Below are 11,872 nucleotides of genomic sequence, written 5' to 3' on the forward strand. Positions count from 1 at the left end.
GACACTGGGACGGCAGTCCCCGCATCGCCCGACGTCCCCGGCCCCTGCAAGTGGCTGGCACCAGCCCCACCCGCCTACTGCGAGCCGGCCAGAGCGGCCGCTGCCGCCAGTGCGGCAACCGCATCGACCTCTACCAGCGCGCCGACCAGCGGCCCATCGCCCTGCACCCCACCGAACTGACCACCATCCACGTCCCCGAACCCTGCCGCTGGCACCTGGGCGGCGGCATCGCCTACCCCCACAGCGACGGCAGCCCCTGGTGCCGCATCCCTCACGCCGTGCTCTGCCCCCGCCGCACCCCCCTCTGCCGAACCAGCCCCTACCTCGACGCGCTCCGCCGCCAACTAGCCGTGCGCACCCGCCGCCTGACCGACACCGGAACCTTCACGCCCGCCCCGCCCGCCGAGAGCTGCTCACAGACTGCCCAGCGCCCTGCCCGCCCGGTCGTGCAGATCCTGCTGTGCCGCTACCTCGCCGAGCACACCCTCGAGCACATCCGCTGCGTGGCCCAGACCCGCAACCGCCACCGCTGCCCCCACCCCGTCCTCGCCCCCACCGGGCATGCCGGCACCTGGCGACTCCTGCCCACCGCACCCCGCCACGGCCAACTGGCCCTGCCCGACGTCCTCATGGCCGTCTACGACCTCGGCCATCTCCCCTACAGCGAGCAACTGCGCTGGCGCGCCCAGCGCTGCCCCCAACACGTCACCGCCCCCGGCGCCGCCGACCTCGCCCTGGCGGGCTGGCAGCCCTTCGACCCCCTCCTGCACGCGACATACGTCCGCACCCGCCTGCCCCACCCCCCGGCCCGCCCGCGCAGAAACCGGTGACCATGCCGCACCACGCTCTGGAAATCACGCTGACCCGACCCCTGACACCGGCAGAACTGCACCACGCCGCCCGCGCCTGGCCGCTCGCCGCCAACCACGATGCCACCCGGCTCATGGCCCTCACGGGCGGCAAAACCCCCGAACGGGCCGCCCACCGTCTGCGCCGGCGCCTCACCGCCCAGCTGCCCATCGACGTGATCACCACCCACTACCCGGATGCACACGGCAAGGTCCTACTCAACGTGGCCTTCCCACCCGCCATCCACACCGCTCTGAAACAGAACGCCCGCCGCGCGGGCCTGACTCCCGAACGCTACGTACGCCAAGTCCTCCACCGAGCCCTGGCCGAGCACGCCGACCAAGAGGCAGACCGCCTCGATGACGCCGTACGCCAGCTCCTCGCCCACACCACTCCCGGCCACCTGCTCTCCGCCGTCGGACACGCCCTCACCCGACTCCCTGAAAGCCCCAACCCGTGAACCCCACAGACGAACAGGCCGCAGCCGCCGACGCCTTCCACGCCGGCGACCACCTCGCCCTGCAGGCCGGCGCCGGTACCGGCAAGACCACCCCTTGCTCTGCTCGCCCGCACCACCTCACGGCGCGGCCGCTACCTCGCCTACAACCGGGCCATCGCGCAGGACGCCACCGCCCGCTTCCCGAAGAACGTCCTGTGCAAGACCGCTCACTCCCTGGCCTTCGCCGCCTTCGGCCACCGCTACACCTGCCGTCTGAACGCTCCCCGCCGCCCGGCGTGGCAGACCGGCCAAGCACTCGGCCTCACCAAGAACATCCGCATCGGCGAACGCGAAGTGACACAGAAGACCCTCGCCAACGCCACCCTGCGCACCGTCACCCGCTTCTGCCACACCGCCGACGACGCCATCCCCCGCCACCACGTGCCCCACCTACGCGGCCTGGAAGACACAAACCTCCACGCCGAACTCGCCACCCACATCGTGCCGTTCGCCCGCAAAGCCTGGACCGACCTGCAGCACCCCGACGACGGCTCCGTCCACTTCGACCACGACCACTACCTGAAAATCTGGGCACTCACCCGGCCCCGCATCGACGCCCACTTCCCTCCTGGACGAAGCACAGGACACCAACCCCGTCGTCGAACAGATCTTCCTCGCCCAGCGCGACCACACCCAGCTGGTCATGGTCGGCGACTCCGCCCAGGCCATCTACCAGTGGCGCGGCGCCAAAGACGTCATGACCGGCTTCGACGGCACCCAGCTGGCTCTGTCGCAGTCCTTCCGCTTCGGCCCCGACCTCGCCGCAGAAGCCAACCGCTGGCTCCGCCTCGCCGACGCCCCTATCCGTCTGACCGGCACTCCTGCCGTGTCCACGGAGCTCGGCCCCGTCACCCAGCCGGACGCCGTGCTGTGCCGTACCAACGTCGGTGCCATGGCGCAGGTCATGACCCTTATGGCCGCCGGATACCGTGTGGCCCTTGTGGGGGGCGGGGACAGCCTGCAGGGCCTGGCTCTTGCGGCTCGGGACCTGAAGGAAGGCCGTCGCACCCACCACCCCGAACTGGTTCTCTTCCCCTGCTGGGGTGATCTGCAGGACTACGCCGCCCACGATCCGGCCGGCCGCGACCTGCAGCCCCTGGTCAACCTCGTCGACACTCACGGCACCGATGCCATCCTCGCCGCCGTTGCCCAATTCGCCCCCGAGCCGCACGCCCAGGTCACCGTCTCCACCGCCCACAAGGCGAAAGGGCGCGAATGGCCCCGCGTCCTCATCGCCGACGACTTCGCCCGGCACGACAACGGCGACGCAGACGCCCGCACAATCCCCCAAGCACCTCCCGACCCCGTCGACGACGCCGAAGCCCGCCTGGCCTATGTGGCTGTCACTCGCACCCGTCAGCGCCTCGATCTGGGAGGCCTCTCCTGGATCCGAGACCACCCTGACGGGACACCGCTCTGCTAACTGCTGGTTCGGAAGAAGTGGCCAAGTCGGCAAGCAGTTCGCGGAGTTGACCCTCCTCGTGGAGTGCGATACCTGCGTCGTCCATCGTGGATGAGAGCGGTGGATCCCACGGGGTGGGTAGGGCGGACCCCTGGAGTGGAAGGCAAGCTGCACTGTCAGCGCGGGTGAGTGCGGTGCGGTAGTCGGTGGCCTTCATCCGCCAGGGCCGGGCCCCCGCATCGAAGATGCGAGTGGCGATGGCGATACCGGGCCAGTCGAAGTCACCGTGGTACCTGATGTCGGCGCCGTCGGCGTGCAACCGCTCAAACAGCGCCCAGGCGGCATGGGACGGGTTGCCGGAGGTGCAGATCAGTGGTGACGTGGTGCCGTGCCGCACGGCGGCCTGCAGGACTTGCGGGTTCTCGCAGGCGTAGACGATCTGGCCGGGGCGGGCGAGGCGGCAGTGCGTGACGGCGGGGGAGCGCAGTTCCTGCAGGGTCAGGTGGCTGGCCAGGCCCAGCGAGGTGCGCTGGCGCATCAGGTCGGGCCATGAGCTATCGCCCTGGGGCTGCAGATGCCAGGTGAGCACGGTGCTGGACAGCAGATCGGTGGTGATGTCGACCTGCTCCCACAACTGGCGTCGCTGCAGGGAGGTTACCGGCGCCGGCAGGTCGTGGGCGGCGGCGATCGCGCGCAGGACGAGGGTGCCGGGCAGTGTCCCGTCGTCGAGGCCGTGGGCGTCGTGGGTGGCGAGAGCGGCCAGCTCAGCCAGTTCCCTGCCTGGGGCGTCGCTAGGGGCGTGCTGGGGCGAGGTCAGGCGGGGCAGGAGCTGGAGGGTGGCGACAGCCAAGGACAGAGCGCTGGCAGCAGCTGGGGGAGTGGAGCGGCTGAGGAGGCGGGAGGCGCGCAAACCGTCGATCCAGCTGGAGATCCAGGGCGCGTGGGCGAGGCCGGCCTGGGCCAGGACGGTATCCAGGCGCTGCCAGACTCCTGCCCAGGCTTCCTGGTGCTGTTCCCGCGTGGCGGCCCGGTCGTGCAGGGGGCCTCCGGTGAGGTCGGCGACGGCGGTGAGCAGCCCGCATTCGGCGGCCGAGGTGCGCAGCGCGGTGTCGAGCCGCTTCAGCGGCAGGCGTTGGGTGCCGGTGTCCAGCGGAGTGCCCAGCAGGCCGGCAAGGCGGTGGGCGGCTTCCTCGTCGAGGCTGATCTGCATGCTGCCCTGGGGGGTGAGCCGGTTGCGTTCCAGACGGGCTCGTGCTGCCGCCCAGACGGGGCGGAGGCTGGGATGGGCGAGGTAGGAGCGCAGGGGCTCGGGCAGCGTTTCACGCGGTGTGGTCATGGTTTGCCAGACGCAGATGGCGGGTGTGACCGTCCCAGTGGACGTGGGTGGTGATGGCGGCGGTGCCCTCGGCACGGCGGACTTCGTATGCGTCCACGGCGGGCACTTCGGGGAAGAACCCCCACAATGCGTGTCCGGTCATGACGAAGTCGAGGTCCATGCGTACCAGCAGGGACATGAGTTCGGCGATGGTGCGGTTGTCGACCTTGGCGAAGGCGTCGTCGAGGAGGATGAGCCGCAGGGCGCGTGCGGGGTCGGGGAGGCCTGAAAGGTAGGCGTCGGCCGCGGCGAACAGAGTGACGTAGGAGACGAAGCGGGTCTCGCCCTGGGACAGGCGCGCGCGTCGGCTCAGGCGCCGATCGCGCCCGGGTTCGGGTCCGGTGATGAAGACTTCCAGGGTGTGCCAGGAGCGGTAGTCCAGGGCGTCGCGCAGGTGCGCGGTGTATCCGGCCTGTGGGTCGGCGCGGAAACGCTCGTCGACCCGGGCTTTGAGCAATTCGATGAGTTCTTCCTGCTCCTGTGTGCGCAGCACCCGGGCATCGCGCGCGATGAGTTCCTTGATGCGGGCGATGGGGTGGCCGGCGTCCTCGGCCAGGTTCCACCGCAGCCGCACACCGATGCCGTGGCTGGTGGTGATGGAACGCAGTGAAGCGTTCATGTCGGTGAGCAGCCTGTGGGCCTGGCCGATGCGGGTGCGTAGTTCTTCGGCGACGCCGCCCAGGACGAAGTGCTGAAATGCCGTGCGTTCGCGGCTGGTGAGAGCCTCTTGGCCGCGGTCCCGGCGTTCCTTGAGGTCGAGGGCGGCGTCGGTGACGTAGCGGCGTCCGTCCGAGTCGGCGAGTTCCACGATGTGCAGGCCCTCGTCGACCGTGATGATCACGTCGTAGCTGCCCGTCATCTCGCGCTCCAGCACGGACAGGGCCCGTAGCAACGCGGTGGCGTCCGCGCGTGACGCAGAGTGGGGCAGCTCTTCCAGGACGCTCTGGGCGGCTGCGGCAAGTTCAGCCGGGGAGGCGGCCGGCTGCATCGGCTGGGCGCGCCGGCCGGTGGCGGCCGGGGCCAGGGCAGGGTGCGAGGCTCGTGCGGCGAGGAGCCCCGCATTGACGCGGAGCTGAGCGAGCGCCTCGTGGGACGTGCGCCGGGCCGTCTCCAGGTTGGCCTCGGCGGTCCCGACGCGGCCGGCCAGGTCCGTGACGGTGCGGCTGTGGCGGGCGCGTTCCTCCTCGGCCTGCACCGCGGCTGCTTCCACCTCGGCCAACTTGGCGTGGATCTCTTCGGCGGAGGCGCCCACGCTTTCCTGCAGTGCGGCCAGTTCCGCCGCCTGCGCGGACCACACGGCCCACTGCGTGGCGGCCTTGTCTTCCGCGGCCTGGCGCCGGCCGCGGGCCTCCTCCACGGCCACACCTGCCCGGGCCATTGCGGCGAGCCGGGGCGGGACTGCCTTGCTCGCCGTGATCAGCTCCTGGCAGGCGGCCACTGCCTGATCCGCCGCCTCACTGACCGCAGCCAGGTCCGCCGCCGCGGTGGGAAGGTTGAATGCTGCGCACCGTTCCTGATGGCTGCGTTCGGCGGCCGACCACTGCCGGCGCGCCAGCTCGGCGGCGCGTGTCAGCTCGGTGGCCTGGCGGTGTTTCGCCGCGGCCATCTGCCGGGAGGCCACGGCTTGCGCCCGAAGGGCGGACAACTCGTGCGAGCGCGGGGCGGCGGCCAGATGGGCTTCCAGCTCCGCCTGCTGGGCATGCACGGCAGCACGTTGCTGCTCGCGGCCTTCGGCAGCAGCTTCCAGACCAGCCAGTTCCTGGGAGATCTGCTCCAGGCGTTCGGCGCGTGCGGCCGCCCGTGCCGCAGCACCGATGTAGCGGGCGGCCGGCAGACTGTGACGCCCGCGCAGCACACCGATGCCGAACGATCCGTCACGGTGGACCCAGGTGGTATGCCCGGGCACGTCCAGCGCGATCCGGTCCAGGACCGCGGTGACGAGGGAGGCCGCCACCGGGCCGTCGGTCACCACAGTCAAGGCGGTGCGGGCCGAAGGCACGGCGGGGGGCGCATCGGCGGACAACAGCAGCTGCCCGGACTCGCTGACCACGCCGTCGCTGGTGACATGGGCAGTGAGCAGGCCGGAGGCCAGAAGCGCGGCTTCCAGCCCCGCTTGGTGCTGTTCACTCAGCCCGGGACGGAACTCAAGCAGCTGCCACAGCGGTACGCCGTTGTCGGGCGGATTGTCGGCCCACAAGGCGGTGGGGGGCGGCACATCGCGTGCCTGCCGCAGCTCGGCGGCTTCTGCCTGCAGTTGCGCGCGCAGAGCAGCGTCCTGCCGGTCGGCTGTCTCGAGTTCTGCGAGCCTTCTGGCGAGCTCGGCGCGCATCCCGGCGGCGGCTTGTTGGGGCAGCAGGTCGAGCGCGGCCAGACCGGAGTCGTCGGCGCCGGGTTGCGCGTACTCTCCGGCGAGGGCCTGGGCATCCAGCAGCAGGAAGGCCGCGCAGGTCTGGGACCAGTCGACGGCCGGCAGGAGGGATCGGCTGGACGAAGAAGTGATCCAGGCGCGCCAGTCGACGGCTAGGGCGATAGCGCAGTCGTCGCGCCGGATGGCGGAATCAGCGGCGGCCTCCTCCAACAGCAAAGCGTCCTGAGCGGTCTCCTCGGCACGTTCCTCGGCCCGCCGCACGGTGTGCAGCTCTTTGTCCAACTGGGCGGCGTCGCGGCCGCGGGCGAGCGCCTGGTTCCGACGCAGTCCTGCGGCTTCGGCGGTTTCGCCGGCCGAGGTCAACCAGTCATCGAGCTGGCGCTCCAGTGCGGCGGGGGCAGGGTACAGAAGGGCGGGAGCCGGCCGCGTCACCGTGACCGGATCCGCGATCCGCTGGGTGCGTACCGGCTCGCTCAGAAGGGGGTCTTCGCGCACGTCGAGGTCAATGAGGTCGGGTAGTCGGGTGCTTAGGCGGGCTCGGGCGAGCGCTTCGTGGACCCGTGTCAGAAGAGGGTTGGCGGCCAGGGCGCCGGTTCGGGCTTCCCGGGCTGCGAGACTGCATGCCGTGACCGATGCGGACTCTTCACGCCGGGTAGCTGCTGCCCCGTCCAGGGCGAGGTCAGTGGCGATGGCCAACGCGTCGAGCCGGGCGAGGCGTTCTGCCAGCTCCCGGGCCTCCCGGTAGGCGCGGGAGTCCTTGATGCCGGCGGCAGTGGCTGCCAGTTCCCTGGCGTAGGAGTCCGCTTCCTCCTGGCTGGCTACGGCCTCACTGTGCTGCCGGGCCAACTGCTCACAAGCCGCAGCCTGTTTACGCTCGGCGCTTTCGGCCTCCAGCGCGCGGCGCGCGGCCGCATGGGCATCGTGCGCGCCGTCGGCGAGGACCCCGGTCGCGTACCGGGTGTAGACCTTGAGGAAGTTCGCCACATGCTCGTAGGCGTGCTCCAGGCGCGCCAGCGCGGCCCGGGTCTCCTCCAGCCCGTCCAGTTCCTCCCCTGCGGCGAGCAAGGCTTGCTCCGAGAGGGGAGGCAGGGCGTCGGACAGGATCTGCGGCAGTCTGCCTTCGTCAATGCGGTTGCCCACGTCGGGCGAGCGCAGGGTATGCAGCAATTGAAGCAGGCCTGCATAGCGCTGACGGCCGGCCTCGCCGGTGAGTCCGAAGACCTGTGTGCGCACCTGCTCACGGTGGGCTTCGGGCCGGTCGGTGATGCGGTCCGCGCCGATCACGGCGATCAGCCCGTCGCGGGAGAGTGGCGTGCGGCTTTCGTCCATCAAAGCGAGGTCGTCTCCGACCCGCTTGGGGGTGGTGAAGTACCAGACTTTGGCCTCGGCGGTGCTGCGGGCAAACCGCACGAGTGCCCCGATCGTGAGGTGCTCTTGGGGCCGCGCTGTACCGGTCTCATCCGCAGGTCGGGTGCGCTCCACTTCCAGCCACAAATAGCCCAGCCGGTTGGGCTGTTCATCCCCTCCGGCGCGCATCAGGTCCTCCAGGCGGACCTTTCCCGACCCAGTGGCGTCCATTCGGCGGCGGTCGGCATCCAGCAGGAAGGGCAGCAGCATCTCCAATGCCCTCGACTTGCCGGAGCCGTTGGTGCCCCGCAGAACCAGTCGCCCTCCGGACAGGTCGAACTCCTGGTCGTAGTAGTACCAGACGTTGACGATGCCGGCCCGGCGCAGCCGCCAGCGGTGCGCACCGGAGCTGTCGGAGGGGCGAAGACGGGATGAGGGAACGGTGATGATGGTCACGAGGAGGCCTCCCTTGCGGTCGTCCACGTGTCCTCGAACAGGGCCGCGGGAGCGGTGTCTGCAGCCGTGGGTTCTGTCAGACGGTTTGCGGCGCGCGTGCGGGACGGCACACGCACCAGGGGCCGGTAGCGGGCGGCGGCCGGATGCAGCCGCAGTCCCGTAGCGTCGGCCGAGGCCAGAGACAGCGAGACGAGCAGGGCTGTCACGTCATCGCGCAGCCGTTCAACATCACGGACGTAGAGGGACGACCATGCCGAGATGTAGCGCGAGGTCAGGTCCTTCAATGCTGCGTCCACCGTCGGCCAACTGCACCACAGCTCCGGCACCAGTCCTGCGGACTGCTCGCGCCAGGCAGCCGGTGCCTTCCCAAGCAGCATGTCGACCAGGAGCAGGGCTGCCTGACGTACCGTGCCGGGACCGGGAAAATCGACATCGCTGGCCGCGGAATCGCTGGAGTAGGCCAAAGCGCCCTCGGCGCGCACTTCGAGGACCAGCCCGAAATGCTCATCCAACAGCCGGGTCAGTTCGGTGCGCTCCCGCGACAGCACATCCCGCTCGGCGTCGCTGAGATGGTCGCGACGCACCAGCGGGTTCTCCACCAGCTTGCGGCGCAGGGACCGCCGCGGCTCGTCGTGCTCCGGCCGCATCTGCTCCGGAACATCCTCTGCACGGGTAACGCCGCCCAGAGGCCGGGCCAGCAGGTGCGCAAGCAGCGGACGATGAATGCTCAACAGTGCTTCCTCCTTGCGGTCGCTCCACCCCGCCAGGGTTCCGTCCGTCTCGGTCAGCACGCCCCAGTCGATGAGCAGACCCACCGCCGCCACCAAACGCCGACGCTGCACCAAGCTGTCGTCCACCTCCACCCCGGCCGCAGCCGCGTCGGCACGGATCTGCTCGATGAATGACGAGACCAGGACCTGCTCCCCGGTGCCCGGGGCCAGCAGCGCTGCGCAGGCCAGACAGAACAGGGCGTAGGTATGGGGACCGAAGGCCGGACCTTCGCCGTGCCGCACTGCCCGCGAAGGCGCATCGGGGCTGAGCGGGGCTTTGACGAGGCGGGCGAAGGACGATTCCACGATCAGGGTGTAACCCAGCATGCGGGAGAACACCGTCCGCAGAGCAGGAGCGTGCCTCCTTACCAGCGCCAGCTCATCGGGGTGCTGGTGAGCGTTCATCAGAGGCGTGGCCAGCAGGGCGCGGGCTGCGGCTCGGCGCTCGAGCGCATCATGGGCGGCCGTGGCGGCGGTGCGGGCCGGCATGCTCATCGCGGCCCTCCGGAAGCCTGCTGACCCGCGATCTGCTCGACGCGGACCGTCAGGGCGTCGATGGTGCAGTCCCACTCCCCACTGAGCGAACGCAGAACGGTGCATCTCCCCGGGCTGTGGGTGACGATCAAAGACATGCCCACGTCCTCGAAGGGCATTGCGACTTCCACTCCACGTCCCGGCGCCTGGTGCATCGCCATGAAGTCCCCCAGATAGTCCAGCAGCACCTCACGGGCGTAGTCGGACAGCACCGCCCCGTTCATCTCCCTGACGGCGATCAGTTCTGCCACTGCCGCCCGTAGCCGCGACGCATCCTGTTCGCCCTGCGCGGTCAGCCGGGCGCGGTCCAGGCCGGGGTCCGGGACACGAGAGGAACGACCCCGGGCGCTGCGGTCGCCCCGCTGCCGCAAGGAGAGAGGAACCTCGACCGGCGGGGCGTCCCACCACGACGTCGTCGGCGTCACCCGTGGATCCGGCTCCTCCGCCCCGATGCCCAGGTGCCGCATCGGATACGCGCCGAATGAGGCGGCGAAGGCCCGGTCCGCCACGCCGGCATCGGCCTCAGCGAACAGCGAGGCCAGGCGCAGCAGATCGGCCCGCCGCGATGCTCCTGTGCCGCCAGAAGACAGCATCCGCTTGGCGTTCGTGATGAGCTGGCCAAGCGCCTGCTCGGCGGCCGCCCGAAGTTGCGCTGGCCCCGAACTGCCGCTGCCGCCCGTGTACCAGGCGGACAACTGCACCCAGTCGTCCAGCGCCCGGCCAGGCAGCCGTTCGACCGGCCCGCTGTTGCTGTCGGCCAGGCCGGGCAGCGTGGCCAGAGTGTCCACGAGCAGGGGCAGATGCCGTTCGAGCCGATCCAGTCGGTCGACGATTGCGGGGGAGTGGCGTGCGACGTCATTGCTGATGAGGTCGACGTATTCCAGGAGCAGGCCCTTGAGGGTCGTGTACTCCTCGCCCATCAGGTCGTAGCGGGTCAGAACCGAGCCGAGATAGGTGTAGAAGTCGCGGGCACTCTGGCTGAACAGGGACTGGTTGTTGAAGACGGTGGTGACGTCGGCGGCCAGGGCTTCTGTTTCGCCGGACTCTCCGGCCGACAGGCGAGCCAAGATCCGGTCGAGGACCTCCACTGTGCTGCCCAGCAGTTCGCGGGCGACCTCGCGGGCGCCGTCGGTCGCCTGGAGGATGTCCTCGATCTGCCGGTGCACCCGGCCGCCGAGCGTCGACATCTGGAACCGGGCCCGCGAGTTGCGATAGGCGGCCACTGTGGGCACTCGCGCGTCGCGCAGTGATCGGATCAGGTTGCCCCAGCGCACCAGCGTACGGCAGCGTTCCTCAGCGGTTTCGGGGTCCATGTCCCGCCCTGCTTCCCGCAGAGCGCCACTGACTTCGGCAGCAGAGAGGTCGGCCAGCAAGGTGGACGAGAAGAGCTTCATGACGGCCAGGTAGTCCTCGGCGTTCTCGGCCGTCACGTACCGGAACAGAGCCAGGCGTTCGCTTCCTGAGCCGTCCACCGTGCTGTCAGCGCCGCTCGGAACAGGCGGCGGGCGTGTACGCCCGTCCTCGGCGTCGTCCTCTGTCAACTTCCCCCCTACGCACCGCCCCCCAGTACAGGCAAGACGCCTGTATGCCGCACCGTAGCTGTCGGTTCGTCCATGCATGCCAGATTGATCGTTTCCGACCGGATCCATCCGTTCCTTGACTGAACTTCCTGTTGCGGTCGATGAGTTAGCGCGCTCACCGCATTCGTCCAGAGGCAGGCCGCAGTCAGTTTGAGTAGGCCGATGCGACCCGACGCGCCTCAGGTGGATGCAATGCGCTCGAGAGCCGGGCTGGCAACGATCCCGTAGGGGATGCGTAACCAGAAATCTCAGAAGGAGTTCAGCGTTCACCGGCGGGTGGTACTCATACATACGAGGGCGCAACCCAGGTTGGCCCTTGATGCGTTGGTTCCGCATCTGATGTAAGCCTGCCTTCTCCGGCCAGAGATTCCATGGCAGGTTCCTCGGGACGGGAGCCCTCGGGCTCTCGTCCCAGGATCTCCGGAGATACGCGTTCGTGTCGCCACGAAATAACGGCGGCTGCGGTGAACACGCCCTGGCGTGCACCGCAGTCAGGAAGAATCCCGGCTGCAGCTCTTGGCGATCCCGGTTTCCCATAGCACCTGAGGAAGTTCTTTTTGCGGGTTCTGAGATCCCGTAGCGGATGAGCCGAGTCTGAACAGGAACGGGCTCGTGTGTGCTGGCGATTTTCCGCCTAGAGGTTGTCCCGTATGGGGCGTGAGTTATCTGGTGAGGGCCAGGTTGTGGAGCCG

6 protein-coding genes and 1 pseudogene are annotated in these 11,872 nt (G+C 69.7%); 3 read left to right on the forward strand and 4 right to left on the reverse strand.

What is annotated here, in order from left to right:
• Nucleotides 1–50: 50 nt before the first annotated feature.
• The 3 genes and pseudogenes from IE325_RS44225 to IE325_RS44235 all read left to right on the forward strand — a co-directional run bounded on the left by IE325_RS44225 (nucleotide 51) and on the right by IE325_RS44235 (nucleotide 2,771).
• Entirely contained in the window at nucleotides 51–830 is a 780-nt protein-coding gene (locus tag IE325_RS44225) for a DUF6083 domain-containing protein (RefSeq protein WP_308437722.1), read from the forward strand.
• Nucleotides 831–832: 2 nt separating this feature from the next.
• A complete protein-coding gene (locus IE325_RS44230) occupies nucleotides 833–1,309 on the forward strand; it encodes a hypothetical protein (RefSeq protein WP_190075867.1) in 477 nt (158 codons plus the stop codon).
• Nucleotides 1,306–2,771 (forward strand): annotated as a pseudogene (locus tag IE325_RS44235) (UvrD-helicase domain-containing protein). The gene IE325_RS44230 and the pseudogene IE325_RS44235 overlap by 4 nt, the downstream one beginning before the upstream one ends.
• Here the strand turns inward: IE325_RS44235 and IE325_RS44240 are convergent.
• The 4 genes from IE325_RS44240 to IE325_RS44255 are packed head-to-tail and all read right to left on the reverse strand — an operon-like array spanning nucleotide 2,692 to nucleotide 11,249.
• Nucleotides 2,692–4,086, reverse strand: a complete 1,395-nt coding sequence (locus IE325_RS44240) for a TIGR02679 family protein (protein ID WP_190075868.1) — start codon at nucleotides 4,084–4,086, stop codon at nucleotides 2,692–2,694. The pseudogene IE325_RS44235 and the gene IE325_RS44240 sit on opposite strands and share 80 nt — an antisense overlap.
• On the reverse strand, nucleotides 4,070–8,296 hold the full coding sequence (locus IE325_RS44245) for a TIGR02680 family protein (protein ID WP_190075869.1): 4,227 nt from the start codon (nucleotides 8,294–8,296) through the stop codon (nucleotides 4,070–4,072). The genes IE325_RS44240 and IE325_RS44245 overlap by 17 nt, the downstream gene beginning before the upstream one ends.
• The gene (locus IE325_RS44250) at nucleotides 8,293–9,561 is read right to left on the reverse strand and encodes a TIGR02678 family protein (RefSeq protein WP_229912527.1); all 1,269 of its coding nucleotides are present in this window, start codon (nucleotides 9,559–9,561) and stop codon (nucleotides 8,293–8,295) included. The genes IE325_RS44245 and IE325_RS44250 overlap by 4 nt, the downstream gene beginning before the upstream one ends.
• A complete protein-coding gene (locus tag IE325_RS44255) occupies nucleotides 9,558–11,249 on the reverse strand; it encodes a DUF2397 domain-containing protein (RefSeq protein ID WP_229912528.1) in 1,692 nt (563 codons plus the stop codon). The genes IE325_RS44250 and IE325_RS44255 overlap by 4 nt, the downstream gene beginning before the upstream one ends.
• Nucleotides 11,250–11,872: the final 623 nt, after the last annotated feature.

It is taken from the genome of Streptomyces lanatus, from assembly GCF_014655715.1.
In the GTDB taxonomy this organism is placed as follows: Bacteria; Actinomycetota; Actinomycetes; order Streptomycetales; family Streptomycetaceae; genus Streptomyces; species Streptomyces lanatus.

Coding starts and splice junctions, on each gene's coding strand:
- IE325_RS44250 (WP_229912527.1), bottom strand. CDS start 9,561: ATGAGCATGCCGGCCCGCACCGCCGCCACGGCCGCCCATGATGCGCTC.
- IE325_RS44230 (WP_190075867.1), top strand. CDS start 833: ATGCCGCACCACGCTCTGGAAATCACGCTGACCCGACCCCTGACACCG.
- IE325_RS44240 (WP_190075868.1), bottom strand. CDS start 4,086: ATGACCACACCGCGTGAAACGCTGCCCGAGCCCCTGCGCTCCTACCTC.
- IE325_RS44255 (WP_229912528.1), bottom strand. CDS start 11,249: ATGGATCCGGTCGGAAACGATCAATCTGGCATGCATGGACGAACCGAC.